Source organism: Pseudomonas sp. EMN2 (assembly GCF_009650555.1).
In the GTDB taxonomy this organism is placed as follows: Bacteria; Pseudomonadota; Gammaproteobacteria; order Pseudomonadales; family Pseudomonadaceae; genus Aquipseudomonas; species Aquipseudomonas sichuanensis.
Genome location: NZ_VZZR01000037.1, coordinates 134,293 through 153,195, shown reverse-complemented (window position 1 = coordinate 153,195; position 18,903 = coordinate 134,293). Strand labels below are relative to the sequence as shown.

The 18,903-nt window shown below is 65.8% G+C and carries 15 protein-coding genes; 7 read left to right on the top strand and 8 right to left on the bottom strand.

The window, feature by feature from the left end:
* Positions 1-17: 17 nt before the first annotated feature.
* A complete protein-coding gene (locus F6X61_RS13165; protein ID WP_153786980.1) occupies positions 18-893 on the bottom strand; it encodes a DMT family transporter in 876 nt (291 codons plus the stop codon).
* A gap of 228 nt (positions 894-1,121) precedes the next feature.
* Here F6X61_RS13165 and aceK point away from each other — a divergent pair, with 228 nt between their 5' ends.
* The gene (aceK, locus tag F6X61_RS13160) at positions 1,122-2,837 is read left to right on the top strand and encodes a bifunctional isocitrate dehydrogenase kinase/phosphatase (RefSeq protein WP_153786979.1); all 1,716 of its coding nucleotides are present in this window, start codon (positions 1,122-1,124) and stop codon (positions 2,835-2,837) included.
* A 140-nt stretch (positions 2,838-2,977) separates the two neighbouring features.
* Here aceK and F6X61_RS13155 read toward each other — a convergent pair whose 3' ends face one another.
* A complete protein-coding gene (locus F6X61_RS13155; RefSeq protein WP_153786978.1) occupies positions 2,978-3,838 on the bottom strand; it encodes a DUF6279 family lipoprotein in 861 nt (286 codons plus the stop codon).
* Between the two features lie 130 nt (positions 3,839-3,968).
* On the opposite strand from F6X61_RS13155, the gene F6X61_RS13150 reads away from it, so the two are divergent.
* Complete coding sequence (locus F6X61_RS13150; protein WP_153786977.1) at positions 3,969-4,805, top strand: S1 RNA-binding domain-containing protein; 837 nt, start codon at positions 3,969-3,971, stop codon at positions 4,803-4,805.
* Here F6X61_RS13150 and F6X61_RS13145 read toward each other — a convergent pair whose 3' ends face one another.
* The 5 genes from F6X61_RS13145 to mnmC form a co-directional block, all read right to left on the bottom strand.
* On the bottom strand, positions 4,806-5,186 hold the full coding sequence (locus F6X61_RS13145) for a hypothetical protein (RefSeq protein ID WP_110992499.1): 381 nt from the start codon (positions 5,184-5,186) through the stop codon (positions 4,806-4,808).
* Positions 5,187-5,432: 246 nt separating this feature from the next.
* Positions 5,433-6,617: an osmoprotectant NAGGN system M42 family peptidase gene (locus tag F6X61_RS13140; RefSeq protein ID WP_153786976.1), complete on the bottom strand. Its 1,185-nt coding sequence runs from the start codon at positions 6,615-6,617 to the stop codon at positions 5,433-5,435.
* A 108-nt stretch (positions 6,618-6,725) separates the two neighbouring features.
* A complete protein-coding gene (ngg, locus tag F6X61_RS13135; RefSeq protein ID WP_153786975.1) occupies positions 6,726-8,471 on the bottom strand; it encodes an N-acetylglutaminylglutamine synthetase in 1,746 nt (581 codons plus the stop codon).
* A 3-nt stretch (positions 8,472-8,474) separates the two neighbouring features.
* Complete coding sequence (locus F6X61_RS13130; RefSeq protein WP_153786974.1) at positions 8,475-10,262, bottom strand: N-acetylglutaminylglutamine amidotransferase; 1,788 nt, start codon at positions 10,260-10,262, stop codon at positions 8,475-8,477.
* Between the two features lie 230 nt (positions 10,263-10,492).
* Positions 10,493-12,457, bottom strand: a complete 1,965-nt coding sequence (mnmC, locus tag F6X61_RS13125; RefSeq protein ID WP_153786973.1) for a bifunctional tRNA (5-methylaminomethyl-2-thiouridine)(34)-methyltransferase MnmD/FAD-dependent 5-carboxymethylaminomethyl-2-thiouridine(34) oxidoreductase MnmC — start codon at positions 12,455-12,457, stop codon at positions 10,493-10,495.
* A 178-nt stretch (positions 12,458-12,635) separates the two neighbouring features.
* Between mnmC and pap the strand changes: the two genes are divergently transcribed.
* Together pap and F6X61_RS13115 are read left to right on the top strand one after the other, a co-directional pair.
* Positions 12,636-14,129, top strand: a complete 1,494-nt coding sequence (pap, locus tag F6X61_RS13120) for a polyphosphate:AMP phosphotransferase (protein ID WP_153786972.1) — start codon at positions 12,636-12,638, stop codon at positions 14,127-14,129.
* A gap of 214 nt (positions 14,130-14,343) precedes the next feature.
* Positions 14,344-15,297 (top strand): DMT family transporter, encoded by a 954-nt coding sequence (locus tag F6X61_RS13115; RefSeq protein WP_153786971.1) that lies wholly within the window; start codon positions 14,344-14,346, stop codon positions 15,295-15,297.
* Positions 15,298-15,411: 114 nt separating this feature from the next.
* On the opposite strand, the gene F6X61_RS13110 is transcribed toward F6X61_RS13115, so the two are convergent.
* The gene (locus F6X61_RS13110) at positions 15,412-16,806 is read right to left on the bottom strand and encodes a class II fumarate hydratase (RefSeq protein WP_153786970.1); all 1,395 of its coding nucleotides are present in this window, start codon (positions 16,804-16,806) and stop codon (positions 15,412-15,414) included.
* A 153-nt stretch (positions 16,807-16,959) separates the two neighbouring features.
* Here F6X61_RS13110 and F6X61_RS13105 point away from each other — a divergent pair, with 153 nt between their 5' ends.
* The 3 genes from F6X61_RS13105 to F6X61_RS13095 all read left to right on the top strand — a co-directional run bounded on the left by F6X61_RS13105 (position 16,960) and on the right by F6X61_RS13095 (position 18,902).
* On the top strand, positions 16,960-17,478 hold the full coding sequence (locus F6X61_RS13105) for a DUF2059 domain-containing protein (RefSeq protein WP_110992507.1): 519 nt from the start codon (positions 16,960-16,962) through the stop codon (positions 17,476-17,478).
* A gap of 10 nt (positions 17,479-17,488) precedes the next feature.
* The gene (locus tag F6X61_RS13100) at positions 17,489-17,785 is read left to right on the top strand and encodes a BolA family transcriptional regulator (protein WP_110992508.1); all 297 of its coding nucleotides are present in this window, start codon (positions 17,489-17,491) and stop codon (positions 17,783-17,785) included.
* Positions 17,786-17,969: 184 nt separating this feature from the next.
* On the top strand, positions 17,970-18,902 hold the full coding sequence (locus F6X61_RS13095) for a rhodanese-related sulfurtransferase (RefSeq protein WP_153786969.1): 933 nt from the start codon (positions 17,970-17,972) through the stop codon (positions 18,900-18,902).
* Position 18,903 lies beyond the last annotated feature (1 nt).

Genomic DNA, 18,903 nt, shown 5'->3' with positions numbered 1-18,903 from the left:
CTCTCACGCCATCCGGCTCACTGCCGGGTAGGGCGCAGCACCAGCCAGAGTGCCGCGCCAATCAGCACGCCGCCGTACAGGTGTGCCATCGACAGTGGCTCGTCCAGCAGCCATGCCCCCCACAGCACGCCGAACACCGGAATCAGGAAGGTCACGGTACTGGCCTTGACTGGCCCGATCTCGTCCAGCAGGCGGAAGTACAGGATGTAGGCAAACGCCGTGCACAGCAGGCCCAGGCCCAGCAGTGACAGCCACACCTGCCAGCCGCCCCAGCTGGCTGGCGGTTGGGTGAGGGCGCTCCAGGCGAACAGCGGGCTGAGCAACAGGGTGGCGCCGAGCATGCTGCCCAGGGCCGACAGGCGGCTGTCCAGGCCACTGATCCAGCGCCGGGCGAGGAAGCCGGCGAAGCCATAGCAAGTGGTTGCCGCAAGGCACGCCAGAGCGCCTTGCAGCAGGGCCAGGTCCAGCGCCGCAGGCCCTGCGCCGCTGAGGATACCGACGCCGAACAGGCCGAGGAATATCCCGCACAGCTTGGCCAGGGTCATCGGTTCACGGAAGCACAGCGCGCCAATCAGCACGCCCATCAGCGGGGTGGTGGCGTTGAAGATCGCCGAATAGCCGGCCGGCAGCACCTGCGCCGCCACCGAATAAAAGGTGGCGGGGATGCCGGAGTTGATCATGCCCAGCACCAGGCAGGCGCCCAGCTTGCCGTTGAAGTCCCAGCGCACCCGGGTAGCGGCGAGGATCGCGATCAGCCCCAGGCAGGCGATCGACACCCGGAAGAACGCGGTCGGCACGGTGCCGAGTTCCGGGGCGATGATGCGCATGAACAGGAAGCTCGCTCCCCAGACAGCGGCAAGGGTCAGCAGGCGGGCGAGGGCGATGGGGCTCACAGGTGTCTCCGGCAGTGGGGCAGGGGCGCGAGTGTACGTCACCGGGTTGGGTGATTCTTGTGCTTTCTTGCTCAGTCATTGTGTTCGGCCCTATCGCGGGGCAAGCCCGCTCCCACGCTGCCAGTTCAAGGCGTGGGAGCGGGCTTGCCCCGCGATAGGCCTTACGGTCTTCCGTAAAACTCGCAGGCGACTAAGCTCTTTAACTCACCCTGATTCGAGGCCCCGCGCATGACCCAACCCTGGCCCGCTGCCGACATCGCCCGCGTGATCCTCGAGGGCTTCGACGACTACCGCGAGCATTTTCGCCGCATCACCCTGGGCGCCCGCGAACGTTTCGAGCAGGCGCGCTGGCAGGACATCCAGCAGGCGGCTGCGGCGCGTATCAACCTCTACGAAGAAAAGGTCGCCGAAGCCAACGGCCGCTTGCGCCAAGGGTTCGCGGCGCCAGTGCTGCTGGACGTGGAGCAGTGGCCGTTGGTGAAGAACGCCTACATCCGCCTGATCGACCCGCGGCTGGACGATGAACTGTCGGAGACCTGGTACAACTCGCTGTTCTGCAGCCTGTTCAGCCATGACCAGATCAGCGACGGCTGCATGTTCATCCACACCACCCGGCCTTCGATGCGCAGCCACGAGCGCGCGGCGCAAACCTGCACTTACCCGCTCGAAGGCGGGCTGAAGGGCTTGTTGCGAGCGATCTTCGCCGATTATGCATTCAACGAGGCCTACGGCGACCTGGAGGGCGACCTGGCACGGCTGGAGCAGCAACTGCGCGAGAGCCTGCCTGACTGGGTGTGCAAGGACCCGGCGCTGGCCGTGGAGCTGTTCACCCCGGTGCTGTACCGCAACAAGGGCGCCTACCTGGTCGGGCGCCTGCACACGGTCGACGAGCAATGGCCGCTGGTGATCCCGCTGCTGCACCGCGAAGGGCATGGCATCGAGGCCGACGCGCTGATCACCGACGAGGCCGAGGTATCGATCATCTTCTCCTTCACCCGCTCGTACTTCATGGTCGATGTGCCGGTGCCGGCGGAGTTCGTCAACTTTCTCAAGCGCATCCTGCCGGGCAAGCATATCGCCGAGCTGTACACCTCGATCGGCTTCTACAAGCACGGCAAGTCGGAGTTCTACCGCGCGCTGATCGGTCACCTGGCGCGCAGCGATGACCGCTTCATCATGGCCCCAGGGGTACGGGGGATGGTGATGAGCGTGTTCACCCTGCCGGGCTTCAACACGGTGTTCAAGATCATCAAGGACCGCTTTTCGCCATCCAAGACCGTTGACCGTGCCACGGTGATCGACAAGTACCGGCTGGTGAAAAGTGTCGATCGCGTCGGGCGCATGGCCGATACCCAGGAATTCGCCGATTTTCGCTTCCCGCAGGCCAAGTTCGACCCCGAGTGCCTGGCCGAGCTGCTGGAGGTGGCGCCCTCCACCGTAACGCTGGAAGGCGACACCGTGCTTATCCGCCACTGCTGGACCGAGCGGCGCATGACCCCGCTCAACCTGTACCTGGAGCACGCCAGTGAGGCGCAGGTGCTGGAGGCGCTGGAAGATTACGGGCTGGCCATCAAGCAACTGGCGGCGGCCAATATTTTCCCTGGCGACATGCTGTTGAAGAACTTCGGTGTCACCCGCCATGGCCGGGTGGTGTTCTACGACTACGACGAAATCTGTTTCCTTACCGAGGTCAACTTCCGCCATATCCCGCCACCGCGCTATCCGGAGGACGAAATGTCCGGCGAGCCGTGGTATTCGATCGGCCCGCACGACGTGTTCCCCGAGGAGTTCCCACCGTTCCTGTTCGCCGACATGGGGCAGCGGCGCTTGTTCAGCCGCTTGCATGGCGAGCTGTATGACGCCGATTACTGGAAGGGGTTGCAGGAGGCCATCCGGGCGGGGAAGGTGATCGATGTGTTCCCGTACCGGCGCAAGGTGCGCTGACGGGATGCGCTACATGAGGCTCTGACAGGGGGCTCGTGGGAGCGGGCTTGCCCCGCGATAGCGCCAGTCGGGCCACATCCATTGCTTGGTCGGACGCTATCGCGGGGCAAGCCCGCTCCCACAATGCCCATGCGGCTGATTTAGCCTTTCAGGCACTTCAACTCACTGAAATCCGTGCGCACCTTGTTCAGTTTCTGCTGCAGGAACTGCCGCTGCGCCGGGCTGCTCTGTTTCATCAGGTCCACCAGCAGGCTGCGTGCCTGCTGCTCGCTGTTCTGGAAGGCCTGACGGTACTCCGGCGTCCACAGGCTCTCCTTGCGCTGCAGCAACTGCGCAAGGCGTGGCTCGAAACCGGGGGAGGCGCGTTGCTCCATCGCCAGTGCCAGTTGCTGTTGCCAGTGGGCGCGGTTGGCGATTGCGCTGCGGTTCTGGTCACCTAACGCCTGCGACCAGCTCATCACCCGCAGGCGCTGCTCGCGGGTCAGTTCGCCAAGCCAGGGCTCAAGGCGTTTCTCCATGCGCGTGGCGCGTTGTGCGACCTGTTTGGGCAGCGGCGTCTCGGCGTAGGCTTGCCGGCGCTTTTCGATGTCCTGGCGAAACGCCTGGCGCATCTCGGCCACCTGGGCGTCGCTCATGCCGCGCAACAGCTCGCTGGCGGAGGGGGTGATCTGCTCGGCGACCCGGCCGATCGCCTGGCGTGCCTCGGCAGTGCGCTGTTGCAGGGCCGCATCGGTGACGGTATCGCTGGCGACCATCCCTTGCACCCGGTCAAGCCAGTCTAGGTAGCCGGGCAATTGGGTCCTGCAGTGCCAGGCCAGTTGCTCCTTGAGCCGTTCGTCGAGCAGGCGCTTCTGCTCGCGGTTCATGTCCAGGTAGTCGCCCAGCGACCATGGCACCAGGCGGTCGAGGTTGCGGTAGGCCAGGTCGATGCGGTTGCAGGCCACAAGCAACAGGGCCAGGGCAACGACCATGAGCAGGGCTTTGGTCAGGCGTACAGGCATGAGCGAATCCTTGCAGGGACTGGCCAGGCGGTAGACGCGAAGGGCGCGCGGCGGTTCCGGTGCATGAGCGCTCGGGCGGCCGGGCGGGTCAGGTGTTAGAATAGCCGCCTTGTCTTGAGGATCTTCACAAATGGCTCTGCTTGGGCGCTACAACAGTTTGCAAATCGTGAAACACGTGGAATTCGGCCTGTACCTGGACGGCGGCGCCGATGGCGAAATCCTGCTGCCACGTCGTTACTTCCCCAAGGGTGCAGAGCTGGAGCTCGATGACTGGCTCAACGTGTTCATCTACCTGGACAGCGAAGACCAGCTGATCGCCACCACCGAGAAGCCGAAAATGCAGGTGGGCGAGTTCGCCAGCCTCAAGGTCAAGGACATCAACGGCGCCGGCATCTTCCTCGACTGGGGTCTGTCCAAGGACCTGCTGATGCCGTACTCGGAAGAGTCGCGGCCGCTGAAGATCGGCGACTACTGCGTGGTCCACGCCTACCTGGACAAGCGCACCCGCCGCATCACCGCCACCGCCAAGCTGGATCGCTATCTGGACAACGCCCCGGTCGACTACAAGGTCGGCCAGCCGGTCGAGCTGCTGGTGGCCGGCGAGACGCCGATGGGCTTCAAGGCGATCATCAACAACCGCCACTGGGGCCTGATCCACAAGAACGAGGTATTCAAGTTCCTGCGTTCTGGCATGCACGAGAAGGGTTTCATCAAGGAAGTGCGCCACGACGGCAAGATCGCCCTGAGCCTGCAGCCGGTGAGCGAAGCACTGGCCGACGGCCTGCAAGAGCAGATCATGCAGCGCCTGGAAGCGGCCGGCGGCGTGCTGGCGGTGTGCGACAAGAGCGACCCGGCGGTGATCAGCCAGATGTTCAACGTCAGCAAGGGCAACTTCAAGAAGGCCATTGGCGCGTTGTTCAAGCAGGGCAAGATCGTCATCCATGACGACCGGATCGAGCGGGCCTGATCAGGCCTGTACGAAGGTGCGGAAATCCAGTTGCTCGCCACCCGGGCGGGTGTCGCGCAGCAGCGAATCGCGGTCGGCGCTCAGCGCCAGGCTGATGGTGGAGCGGCGCTTGCCGGGGTGGCGCACTTCCATCTGCTCCTGGTGAGCACGCAGGAAGTTGACCGGCACCTTCAGGTGCTGCAGTTCGTCGGTTTCCGGGGTGTGCAGCAACAGGTTGACCCAGTCGGGCTGGCCTTTGCGCAGCAGTGCCACCGGCACGTCGAACCACCACAGGTTGCGCTTGGTGTCGAGGATGGCGAACAGGGTGTTGTCGCTGTCGAGTACCGGGCGGGCCAGCGCTTCGTTGCGGCGGGCGATGGCGGTGGGTTTGTTGATTTTCATGCAGGGTCCTGCGGATTGACGCCAGAAAGGCCTGACATTGTGCGGGGTGGCGCAGGGCGGGGCAAGCTGTGCGATGTGCATTGGCGGCTCCTGCAGTGGATGTGCAAGTCCACTTAGTGGGCGCAACTGTCTTGTATTGCCTGCACTGGCCTCATCGCTGGCAAGCCAGCTCCCACATTAAGGATGGCGCGGTCCATGTGGGAGCCGGCTTGCCGGCGATGAGGCCCGTGCAGACATCACAAGGCCTTACCCCTTGTTACCCACCAGGCTGTCCACCGCCGGCACCCGGGTGTCGCTCTCCATCTGGGCATCGTGCTCAAGCTGGTGGCTGAAGCGCTCCAGCGAGGCGTTGGCCGGCTGCGAATCGCTGGCGAACACCGGCGGGCTCAACAGGTAGCCGCAGAGCAACCGGCTGAGGGCCGCCAGGCTGTCGATATGGGTGCGCTCGTAGCCATGGGTGGCATCGCAACCGAAGGCCACCAGGGCGGTGCGGATGTCGTGACCGGCGGTCACCGCCGAATGGGCGTCGCTGAAGTAGTAGCGGAACAGGTCGCGGCGCACCGGCAGGCCCTGGTCGCCCGCCAGCTTCAGCAGGTGGCGCGACAAGTGATAGTCGTAGGGCCCGGACGAGTCCTGCATGGCCACGCTCACCGCATGTTCGCTGGAGGCCTGGCCGGGGGCCACCGGCGCGATGTCGATACCGACGAATTCGCTGACATCCCAGGGCAGGGCGGCGGCAGCGCCCGAGCCGGTTTCCTCGGTGATGGTGAACAGCGGGTGGCAGTCGATCAATGGCTGCTGGCCGCTTTCCACCACGGCCTTGAGCGCTGCCAGCAGCGCCGCCACGCCGGCTTTGTCGTCGAGGTGACGGGCGCTGATATGGCCGCTTTCGGTGAACTCCGGCAGCGGGTCGAAGGCGACGAAATCACCGATGGCTATGCCCAGCGCCTCGCAGTCGGCGCGGGTGGTGCAGTAGGCGTCCAGGCGCACTTCCACATGTTCCCAACTGATTGGCATCTGGTCGATGGCGGTGTTGAAGGCGTGCCCGCTGGCCATTAGCGGCAGCACGCTGCCACGGTACACGCCGGTATCGGTGAATACGCTGACCCGGCTGCCTTCGGCAAAGCGGCTTGACCAGCAGCCCACGGCCGCCAGCGCCAGCCGGCCGTTGTCCTGCAACTGGCGCACGCTGGCGCCGATGGTATCCAGATGCGCGGATACGGCTCGGTCCGGCGAGCTCTGCCGGCCCTTGAGCGTGGCGCGGATGGTGCCGCGGCGGGTCAGTTCGAAGGGGATGCCCAGTTCGTCCAGGCGTTCGGCGACATAGCGCACGATGGTGTCGGTGAAACCGGTGGGGCTGGGGATGGCGAGCATTTCCAGCAGGGTTTTCTTCAGGTAGTCGAGATCGGGTTCGGGGTGTCGTTCAGTCATGGGTGCTCCTTGGTTCCTGTGCCAGCCTCTTCGCGGGTAAACCCGCTCCCACAGGTACCGCGCGCATCTTGTGGGAGCGGGTTTACCCGCGAAGAGGCCGGCACTGATTCACGCCAAAGGCCGGCTATGGGGAAACAGCAAATCGACAAAGCGCTCGGCGGTCGGCTGCGGTTCATGGTTGGCCAGCCCAGCGCGTTCATTGGCCTCAATGATCACGTAATCGGGCTGTTCGGCATCGCGCACCATGAAGTCGAGCCCCACCACCGGGATTTCCAGCGCCCGCGCAGCCCGCACGGCGGCATCGGCCAGCACCGGGTGCAGGCGTTCGGTCACGTCTTCCAAGGTGCCCCCGGTGTGCAGGTTGGCGGTGCGTCGCACGGCCAGGCGCTGGCCGGCCGGCAACACATGGTCGTAGCCAACGCCCGCCGCCTTGAGCGTGCGTTCGGTCTCGTCATCGAGCGGAATGCGGCTCTCGCCGCCAGTAGCAGCCTGGCGCCGGCGGCTCTGGGCCTCGATCAGCGCGCGCAGGCTGTGCTTGCCGTCGCCGATCACCTGGGCCGGGTGGCGGATGGCCGCGGCCACCACCTCGTAGCCGATCACCAGGATGCGCAGGTCGCTGCCCGGGTGGAAGCTTTCCAGCAGCACGCGGCTGTCGAAGCGCCGGGCTTGTTCGACCGCCTGGCCGATATCGTCGATGCCGGTCAGGTTCACTGCCACGCCCTGGCCTTGCTCACCGTCCACCGGCTTGACCACCACCGCGCCATGCTCGTCGAGAAATGCCAGGTTGTCGTCGGCGTTGCCCGCCAGCTGCTGCGCCGGCACCTGCAGGCCGGCGTCGTGCAGCACCTGGCGGGTCAGGCGCTTGTCCTGGCACAGGGTCATGCTCACGGCGCTGGTCAGGTCGCTGAGCGACTCGCGGCAGCGGATGCGCCGGCCGCCCAGGCCCAGGGTGAACAGCCCGGCGGCGGCGTCGTTCACCTGCACCTCGATGCCGCGGCGCAACGCTTCGTCGACGATGATCCGCGCATAGGGGTTGAGCCCGGCCTCGGGGCCGGGGCCCAGGAACAACGGCTGGTTGATGCCGTTCCTGCGCTTGACCGCGAAGGTCGGCAGGTTGCGAAACCCCAGCTTCTGGTACAGGCGCTTGGCCTGGCGGTTGTCGTGCAGCACCGACAGGTCGAGACAGGCCAGCCCGCGGCTCATGAAGTGCTCGATCAGGTGGCGCACCAGCACCTCGCCGACGCCGGGGCGGGTGCAGTGCGGATCGACCGCCAGGCACCACAGGCTGCTGCCGTGTTCGGGGTCGTCGAAAGCCTTGCTGTGGTTCAGGCCCATGACACTGCCGATTACGGCGTGGCTGTCTTCGTCCTCGGCCAGCCAGTACACCGGGCCACCGAGGTGGCGCGGGGTCAGCAGGTCGGGGTCGAGCGGCAGCATGCCGCGGGCCTGGTACAGCGCGTTGACCGCCAGCCAGTCCGCCGGGCTCTGCGCACGGCGAATGCGAAAGCCGCGGAACACCCGCTGCGCCGGGCGGTAGTCGGTGAACCACAGGCGCAGTGTGTCGGACGGGTCGAGGAACAACTGCTGTGGTGCTCGGGCCAGCACCTGCTGCGGTGCGGCCACGTACAGGGCGATGTCGCGCTCGCCGGCCCGCTCTTGCAGCAGGGCGTCGGCCAGGCTGGCCGGGTCGGGGTAGGTGTGCCCGATCAGCAGGCGGCCCCAGCCACAGTGCACCGCGCGGGGTTGGTCGTGGGGCTCGCTGCCGTCACCGGCCAGACGCGCCTGCAGGCGTTCGTAGGACGGCGCCTGGCCGCGCAACAGGCGCTGGCCGTAGGCGATTTCGTGGGCTTTCATCGATCAGATTCCTTGTTCGCTGAGCCACAGGTTCAGCGCTGCCAGCTGCCACAGCTTGGAGCCGCGCAACGGGGTGAGCTGGCCGTGGGGGTTGCTCAGCAGGCGGTCGAGCATCGCCGGGTTGAACAGGCCACGGTCCTGGCTGGGGTCGGTCAGCAGCTCGCGCACCCAGCCCAGGGTCGCGCCCTCCAGGTGCTTGAGCCCGGGCACCGGGAAGTAGCCCTTCTTGCGGTCGATCACCTCGTGGGGGATGACCCGTCGCGCTGCCTGCTTGAGCACCTGTTTGCCGCCATCGGGCAGCTTGAAGCGCGCCGGGATGCGCGCCGACAGCTCGACTAGGCGGTAGTCGAGGAACGGGGTGCGCGCCTCCAGGCCCCAGGCCATGGTCATGTTGTCCACCCGTTTGACCGGGTCGTCGACCAGCATCACCGTGCTGTCCAGGCGCAGCGCCTTGTCCACCGCGTCCGGCGCACCTGGGCGGGCGAAGTGCTCGCGGACGAAGTCGCCGGCGGCGTCGTTTTCCAGCAGCCAGGGGGCCTGCACGGTGTCGCGGTATTCATCGTGGCTGCGGTCGAAGAAGGCCTCGCGGTAGGCCGCAAATGGGTCCTGCGCGCCATCCACCTGCGGGTACCAGTGGTAGCCGGCGAACAGTTCGTCGGCGCCCTGGCCGCTCTGCACGCCCTTGCAGTGCTTGGCCACTTCCCGCGACAACAGGTAGAAGGCGATGCAGTCATGGCTGACCATCGGCTCGCTCATGGCGCGGAACGCCGCCGGCAACTGTTCGATGACCTCGTGCTCGGCGATGCGCAACTGGTGGTGGCGGGTGCCGTAATGGCGGGCGATCAGGTCGGAGTACTGGAACTCGTCGCCGCGCTCGCCACCTGCGTCCTCGAAGCCGATGGAAAAGGTCGACAGGTCGTCGACCCCGGCTTCACGCAGCAGGCCGACCAGCAGGCTCGAATCGACCCCGCCGGACAGCAGCACACCCACGTCCACCGCCGCGCGCTGGCGGATCGCCACGGCGTCGCGGGCGGCGTCGAGCACGCGGGTGGTCCAGCCTTCCAGGTCCAGTTCCTGCTCGTCGGGGTTGGCCCCGTAGTGCAGTTGCCACCAGGTCTGGCGCTCGACTTCGCCGTGGCGGTCGATGCGCATCCAGGTGCCGGGCTCGAGCTTCTGCACGTTGGCCAGCAGGGTGCGCGGCGCCGGCACCACGGCGTGGAAGTTGAGGTAGTGGTTGAGCGCCACCGGGTCGAGCATCGGGTCGATGTCGCCGCCCTTGAGCAGCGCCGGCAGCGTCGAGGCGAAGCGCAGGCGTTCGCCGTTGCGCGACAGGTACAGCGGCTTGACGCCGAGGCGGTCGCGGGCCAGGAACAGGCGCTGGTTGTCGCGTTCCCAGATGGCCAGGGCGAACATGCCGTTGAGCTTGGGCAGCAGCGCTGCGCCCCAGGCGTGGTAGCCCTTGAGCAGCACCTCGGTGTCGCCGTCGGAGTGGAAGCGGTATCCCAGCGCCTGCAGTTCCTCGCGCAGTTCGGGGAAGTTGTAGATGGCGCCGTTGAAGGCCAGGGCCAGGCCGAGGGGGTTGTCGACCATCGGCTGCGCCGAGCCGTCGGACAGGTCCATGATCTTCAGCCGGCGGTGGCCGAGGGCGACCGGGCCCTGGCTATGGAAGCCCCAGGCGTCCGGGCCGCGGGGCGCCAGGTGGTGGGTGATGCGCTCCACCGCGGCGAGGTCCGCCGGGCGAGGGGCTTGGTCGAAGGGGGTGAAACGTAACTCTCCTGCTAATCCGCACATAAGTCCTTACCGGTTTTGCCGTTGGGGAAGGTGCCCAGAATGAGGGCACTTAGGTAGGGACCGGGGTGGGTTGTGAGAGTTTTAGATCAATCTGTTATATGGCCTGGGAGGCCATCGCGGGGCAAGCCCGCTCCCACGCTTTTGGACTGCCCTCAAGAAGTTGGACATCAATCCAACCCTTGGGGGGCAGTGCACTATCGTAGGAGCGGGCTTGCCCCGCGATGCTTTGATTATTTACCGCGAATCAATCGGCGCAACGCGAACCTGTTCGGGTGGCAGGCCTCGGCCACGGCTCGTGCCACCGGCAACGGCTCACCACTGACCCACGCTGCAATCAGCTCCCCGGACAGCGGCGCGGTAATCAACCCACGCGAGCCATGCCCGCTGTTCACATACAGCCCCTCAAGCCACGGGCAGGCGATATCCGGCACCTGCCGCGCATCCTTGGCCAGCGCGGCATAGGCATCATTGAACGCCTCGGTGTCCGCCACCGGCCCGACGATGGGCAGGTAGTCCGGGCTGGTGCAACGGAACGCCGCGCGCCCTTGCAGTTGCTCGACATCGAGCGTGCCGACGGCCAGCCGCTCGGCCAGGTCAGTGGAAATCTCGTCCAGCAGCGCCAGGTTGCCCAGGTGCTCGGCTACGGTCGGTGTGGTGTCCTGGCTGTGGAAGTCGAAGCTGGCGCCCAGGGTGTGCTCATCGCCACGGGGCGGCGCCACATAGCCTTCGGCACACACCACCGTTTGCAATGCCCGGCTGGCCTTGGTGGCCGGCAAGCGGGTGATCTGCCCGCGAATGCGCTTGAGCGGCAGCCCGGCGCAGGCCGGGAAGTTGCGCACCTCGGCGGCGCCGGCCAGCACCACCAGCGGCGCGCTGGCCAGCAGGCGTTCGCCGACCCAGGCCTGCCACAGGCCATCGGCCTTGCGCAGTTCGAGCACATTGGCGTGGCTCAGCAGGCGGATACGCGGATGGCCCAGCTGCGCCTGGCACAGCGCGGGCGGATGCACCCAGCCACCTTCGGGGTAGAACAGACCGCCAGCGGGCAGGGCAACGCCGGCGATGGCCTGGGCCTGGTCGCGGTCCAGCACCCGCAGCAGGCTGCTGTCGAACGCCGCCGCGAGTTTGGCCTGGCGCTCGGCCTCTTTGTCGTCGAAGGCCAGTTGCAGTACCCCGCAGCCATCCCAGGCCTGGCCGCGTTGCAGGCGCTCCAGCCAGCGGCGGGTGTAGCCAAAGCCGGCAAGGATCATCTGCGACAGCGCCGTGCCATGGGCAGACAGCTTGAGGTAGAGCACGCCTTGCGGGTTGCCCGAGGCTTCCTGCGCCGGGCCGTCGTGGCGTTCCAGCACGCTGACCTGCCAGCCGCGTGCGGCCAGGCTGGCGGCCGTGGCACTGCCGGCCAGGCCGGCACCGATCACCAGGGCTTCGCGCGGGCCGGGTAGTGCGGCCGGGCGGGCGTACCAGGGGGCGGGCGGGGCGGCAGGTTCGCCGCTGAAGTGGCCATGCATCACCTCCCATTTTTTGCCCAGCCCCGGCACCTTCTTCATGGTGAAGCCGGCCTCGACCAGCGACCGGCGAACCCAGCCGGTGGTGGTGAAGGTGCCGAGAGTGGTGCCGGCGTGCGACAGGCGTGCCAGCTGGGCGAACAGCTCGGGGGTCCACATGTCGGGGTTTTTCGCCGGGGCGAAACCGTCGAGGAACCAGGCATCGATGCGCGCATCGAGTTGCGGCAGCTGCTCCAGGGCATCGCCGATCATCAGCGTCAGGGTCACCCGGCCGCCATCGAGGCTGAACTGCTGGAAGCCTGGGTGGATGGCCACGTACTGCTCGAGCAGCGGGCCGGTGAACGCGGCGAACTGTGGCCACAGCTGCATGGCCCGCGCCAGGTCGTCACGGGTCAGCGGGTACTTCTCGACGCTGACGAAATGCAGGCGGGCATCGGCATTAGCCAGCTCGTCGAACAGTTGCCAGGCGCAGAAAAAATTCATGCCAGTGCCGAAGCCGGTCTCGCCGATCACCAGGCAGGCGTGTGGCGCCAGTTCGGCGAAGCGTTGACGCAGGCGGTTCTGCTCGATGAACACATGCACGGTTTCGTCGATGCCTTCTTCCCTGGAGAAATACACATCGTCGTATTGGCGCGAGTGGGGGCGGCCCTGGTCGTCCCAGTCGATCTGGGCATGTTGCTGGAAGCTGGGCATGGGGGGCTCGGTTGCGGCGGATGGCCGATTTTAAGGCATTGGCCCTATCGCGGGGCAAGCCCGCTCCCACGATACATGGCGTGGGGGCGGCGGTGCGCCGATGCGACTTGCCCCGCGATAGGGCCTGAAGCCTGGCGCGCAATCCGCTAGTCTTGCTAATCCAATGAAGGAGCCCAGCATGTTCGAATCCGCGGAAATCGGTCACAGCATCGACAAGGACACCTACGACGCCGAAGTGCCCGCACTGCGCGAGGCGTTGCTCGAAGCCCAGTACGACCTCAAGCAGCAGGGGCGTTTCCCGGTGATCGTGCTGATCAACGGTATCGAGGGCGCCGGCAAGGGCGAGACGGTCAAGCTGCTCAACGAGTGGATGGACCCGCGCCTGATCGAGGTGCGCACCTTCGACCAGCAGACCGACGAAGAACTGGCGCGCCCGCCGGCCTGGCGTTACTGGCGGGCCCTGCCGCCGAAAGGGCGCATGGGCGTGTTCTTCGGCAACTGGTACAGCCAGATGCTCGAAGGCCGGGTCCACGGCCAGTTCAAGGACGCCGTGCTCGACCAGGCCATCGCCGGGGCCGAGCGCCTGGAGCAGATGCTGTGTGACGAAGGCGCGCTGATCATCAAGTTCTGGTTCCACCTGTCCAGGAAGCAGATGAAGGCGCGGCTCAAGGCACTGAAGGACGACCCGTTGCACAACTGGCGCATCAGCCCGCTGGACTGGCAGCAATCGGAAACCTACGACCGCTTCGTGCGCTTTGGCGAGCGCGTGCTGCGCCGCACCAGCCGCGACTATGCGCCCTGGCACGTGGTCGAGGGCTTCGACCCGCATTACCGCAGCCTCGCGGTGGGGCGCATCCTGCTGGAGAGCCTGCAGGCTGCGCTGGCCAACAATCCCAAGGGCAAGCATCAGGGCAATGTGGCGCCGCTCGGGCGCAGCATCGACCAGAAAAGCCTGCTTGGCGCGTTGGACCTGAGCTTGCGCCTGGACAAGCGCGACTACGAAGAACAGCTGGTCACCGAGCAGGCGCGCCTGGCCGGCCTGCTACGCAACAAGCACATGCGCCGTCACGCGCTGGTGGCGGTGTTCGAAGGCAATGACGCCGCGGGCAAGGGCGGGGCGATCCGCCGGGTGGCGGCGGCGCTTGACCCGCGACAGTACCGGATCGTGCCGGTGGCCGCGCCCACCGAGGAGGAGCGCGCCCAGCCTTACCTGTGGCGCTTCTGGCGGCACATTCCGGCACGCGGCAAGTTCACCATCTTCGACCGCTCCTGGTACGGGCGGGTGCTGGTGGAGCGGGTCGAGGGCTTCTGCAGCCCGGCCGACTGGATGCGCGCCTATGGCGAGATCAACGACTTCGAGGAGCAACTGCGCAACGCCGGGGTGGTGGTGGTCAAGTTCTGGCTGGCCATCGACCAGCAGACTCAGCTGGAGCGTTTCGAGGAGCGCGAGCAGATCCCGTTCAAGCGCTACAAGATCACCGAGGAAGACTGGCGCAACCGCGACAAGTGGGATGTCTACAGCGAGGCGGTGGGCGATATGGTCGACCGTACCAGCACCGAGATCGCGCCGTGGACGCTGGTGGAGGCCAACGACAAGCGCTGGGCCCGGGTGAAGGTGCTGCGCACCATCAACGAGGCGCTGGAAGCGGCGTTTGCCCGGCACAAGAAGTAGGTTTGTGTGGGCCTCTTCGCGGGTAAACCCGCTCCCACAGGTCATGCGCCGACCCTGTGGGAGCGGGTTTACCCGCGAAGAAATTCACGCAAATGCATCGGGCATGCCCCACCGGAATGACCTGATGAATTCTTTTCCCGCAACCCGTCCTCGGCCCGGCGCTGCAACACCTTAGAATCCAGTTTCCCCCACCACGGGCCTGATCGAGGACACCATGCACATCACTTCCGGCCGTTGGATTTTCGGCCTGCTGCTCGCCCTGTTGACCGCGCTGCTATGGGGCATCTTGCCCATCAAGCTCAAGCAGGTACTGCAAGTGATGGACCCGGTGACCGTCACCTGGTACCGCCTTGCGGTGTCCGGTGGGCTGCTGTTCGCCTGGCTGGCGGCCCGTCGACGCCTGCCATCGTTCGGCCGGCTGGGCGGCAAGGGCAAACTGCTGATGCTGGTCGCCATTGGTGGGTTGCTGGGCAACTATGTGCTGTACCTGATCGGCCTCAAGCTGCTCAGCCCCGGCACCGCGCAACTGGTGGTACAACTGGGGCCGGTGTTGTTGCTGGTGGCCAGTGTGTTCGTGTTCAAGGAGCGCTTCAGCCTGGGGCAAGGCCTTGGCCTGGTGGTGCTGCTGGCGGGCTTCGGGCTGTTCTTCAACCAGCGCCTGGAAGAACTGCTGACCTCGTTGGGTGCCTACACCACCGGGGTGTTGACCATCCTGTTGGCCACCAGCATCTGGGTGTTCTACGCCCTGAGCCAGAAGCAACTGCTGACGGTGTGGGGTTCGCAGCAGGTGATGATGGTGATGTACCTGGGCTGCGCCATGCTACTGACGCCCTGGGTGCACCCGCTGGAGGCCCTGCAGTTGAGCCCGTTGCAGGGCTGGTTGCTGCTGGCCTGTTGCCTCAACACGTTGGTGGCCTATGGCGCTTTCGCCGAAGCCCTGGCGCACTGGGAGGCGTCGCGGGTGAGCGCGACCTTGGCGTTGACGCCTTTGGTTACTTTCATTGCGGTGGCGATCGCGGCCTGGCTCTGGCCGGATTACGTGCATGCCGAGGATATCAATGCGCTGGGGTATCTTGGGGCGGTGACGGTGGTGCTGGGGTCGGCGCTGGTGGCGTTGGGGCCATCGTTGGTGGCGGGGTGGAAGGCGAGGCGGGCGCAGCTCGGCTGAAAACCCATCGCGGGGCAAGCCCGCTCCCACGTTGGACCTCCTCAAGAGTTGGATTGGTTTCCAACTTTTTTGGGGGGAGTCCGGCGTGGGAGCGGGCTTGCCCCGCGATGGTTTTCAGCCCTTGCCGCCTGGCGCCAGCATGTTCTCCGGCCTTACCCACTGGTCGAACTGCTCGTTGGTCAGGTACTTCAACTCCAGTGCCGCCTCGCGCAGGGTCTTGCCTTCGCTGTAGGCCTTCTTGGCGATTTCCGCGGCCTTGTCATAACCGATGTGCGGGTTGAGCGCCGTCACCAGCATCAGCCCGCGTTCCAGGTGTTCGGCCATCTGCTCGGCGTCGGGCTCGATACCGGCTACGCAGTGCTGCTGGAAGTTGCTGCAGCCATCGGCCAGCAGTTCGATCGACTGCAGCAGGTTGTGGATGATCACCGGCTTGAAAACATTCAACTGCAGGTGCCCCTGGCTTGCGGCAAAGCCGATTGCCGCGTCGTTGCCCAGTACCTGGCAGGCCAGCATCGACAGCGCCTCGCACTGGGTCGGGTTGACCTTGCCGGGCATGATCGAACTGCCGGGCTCGTTGGCCGGCAGGCGTACTTCGGCCAGCCCCGCGCGCGGGCCTGAACCGAGCAGGCGCAGATCGTTGGCGATCTTCATCAGCGCCACCGCGAGGGTTTTCAGCGCGCCGGCCAGGCTGGTCAGCGGCTCGTGGCCGGCGAGGGCGGCGAACTTGTTCGGTGCGGTGATGAAGGGCAGGCCGGAAAGGGCCGCAAGCTCTGCGGCGATCGCCTCGGCAAAACCATGCGGTGCATTGAGCCCGGTGCCCACCGCCGTACCGCCCTGGGCCAGCTCGCAGACCGCCGGCAGGGTGGCGCGGATGGCGCGCTGGGCGTAGTCGAGCTGGGCGACGAAGGCCGAGACTTCCTGGCCGAAGGTGATCGGCGTGGCGTCCATCATGTGCGTGCGGCCGGTCTTGACCAGCTTCTGGTGGCGCGCCGACAGCTCGGCCAGCCCGGATGACAGCTCGGCGATGGCCGGCAGCAGTTTGTGGTGCACGGCCTGGGCGGCGGCGATGTGCATGGCGGTGGGGAAGCAGTCGTTGGAGCTTTGCGAACGGTTGACGTGATCGTTGGGGTGGACCGGCACCTTGCCGCCACGGCCTTTGCCGGCCAGTTCGTTGGCGCGCCCGGCGATCACCTCGTTGATGTTCATGTTGCTCTGGGTGCCGCTGCCGGTCTGCCAGACCACGAGCGGGAACTGATCGTCGTGTTCGCCGTCGAGCACTTCGTCGGCAGCTTGTTCGATCAGCCGGGCGATATCGGCGGGCAGGTCGCCGTTGCGATCGTTGACCCGCGCCGCGGCTTTCTTGATCAGCGCCAGGGCGTGCAGTACCGCGAGGGGCATGCGTTCCTTGCCTATGGCGAAGTTGATCAGCGAGCGCTGGGTCTGCGCGCCCCAGTAGGCGCCCTCCGGAACTTCCACCGGGCCCAGGCTGTCTGTCTCGATACGGCTCATGCTGCGCTCACTCCTTTGTAGTCCGAATTCGCAGTTTAGGCCCTGATTCGACCAAGCGGTTCCCACGCTCGTCGTAGCCCTTGAGCACTTCGCCATCACGGCGCAGAATGCTCTACTCTGAGGTACCCGCCTCCCTTTCTTGAAGGAAATGCAATGACCCGTCTCCGTGTCCTCTGTGCCGCCGTAGCCCTGGTCTGTGCCAGCGGCCAGGTACTCGCTGCCACCCCCAGCCACAATGCCGCCGCCGAGAAATTCCTGACCCTGGCCAACGCCGACAAGCTGGGCACCCCGGTGTACATGCAGGTCCAGCAGATGTTCGCCCAGCGCTTCGAGCAGACCAAGGCGCCGGCCTCCAAGAAAACCGTACTCGACAGCTACCAGGCCAAGGCCAACGCCGCCCTGGACAACGCCATCGGCTGGAAGAAGCTCAAGCCGAAGATGGTCGACCTGTACACCGCCACCTTCACCGAAGGCGAGCTGAACGACCTGGTCAAGTTCTACGAGTCGCCGCTGGGCAAGAAAGTCCTGCGCGAAATGCCCAAGGTCACCCAGCAGTCGGCCCAGCTCACCCAGCAGAGCCTCGAGCCTGCGGTACCGGTGGTCAACAAGCTGCTCGACGACATGACCAAGGAACTCGACCCGAACGCCGGCAAGGCCCCGGCCAAGAAGTGAGCCCAGCGCGATGAGCATGCAGCAACGCATCGAACAGCAACTGGCGCCGCTGGGCACCGCGCACCTTGAAGTGCTCAACGAAAGCCACATGCACAGCCGTGGCCAGGAAACGCACTACAAGGCGGTGCTGGTCAGCGAGCAGTTCGCCGGGCTGAACAGCGTCAAGCGTCACCAGAAGGTCTACGCCACCATGGGTGAGCTGATGGGCGAGATTCACGCCCTGGCGATTCACACCTACACCCCCGACGAGTGGGCGCAGGTGGGCAGTGCGCCGGCTTCGCCGGTGTGTGCCGGCGGCGGGCACTGAATCCTCCCTGGGATTCTGGTAGACTGCCGCCCCCTGTAGATATCGTACCGACGCCATCGCGGGGCAAGCCCGCTCCCACGCTATAGCCCGTGGGAGCGGGCTTGCCCCGCGATGGCGTCGGTACAGTCGTTTTTGTCATTCCGGTCCGCCCCTTACGAGGGCAACCACCTGGAGATTCAACGCAATGAGCCAACCGATCGTCGTGGCGGCGCTGTACAAGTTCGTCACCCTGGAAGACTACCTCGAGCTGCGCGAGCCGCTGCTCAACGCCATGCTGGAAAACGGCGTCAAAGGCACCTTGCTGCTGGCCCATGAAGGCATCAACGGCACCGTGTCGGCCACCCGTGAAGGCATCGACGGGCTGCTGGCCTGGTTGCGCAACGACCCGCGCCTGGTGGACGTCGACCATAAAGAGTCGTACTGCGACGAGCAGCCGTTCTACCGCACCAAGGTCAAGCTCAAGAAAGAGATCGTCACCCTCGGCGTGCCGGGCGTGGACCCTAACAAAGCTGTGGGCACCTACGTCGAACCGAAAGACTGGAACGCCCTGATCAGCGACCCTGAAGTGCTGCTGATCGACACCCGCAACGACTATGAAGTAGCCATCGGCACCTTCAAGGGCGCCATCGACCCGAAGACCGAGACCTTCCGCGAGTTCCCCGAATACATCAAGGCCAACTTCGACCCCAGCAAGCACAAGAAAGTGGCCATGTTCTGCACCGGTGGCATCCGTTGCGAAAAAGCCTCGAGCTACATGCTCGGTGAGGGCTATGAAGCGGTCTATCATCTCAAGGGCGGCATCCTGAAATACTTCGAGGAAGTACCTCAGGAAGAAAGCCTGTGGGACGGCGACTGCTTCGTCTTCGACAACCGGGTCACCGTGCGTCATGACCTGAGCGAGGGCGAGTACGACCAGTGCCACGCTTGCCGCCACCCGATCGATGCGAAGGACCGCGAGTCCGAGCACTATTCGCCAGGCGTGAGCTGCCCGCATTGCTGGGACAACCTGAGCGAGAAGACCCGGCGCAGCGCCATCGACCGCCAGAAGCAGATCGAGCTGGCCAAGGCGCGTAACCAGCCGCACCCGATCGGTTTCAACTACAAAGCCGAGGCCTGAT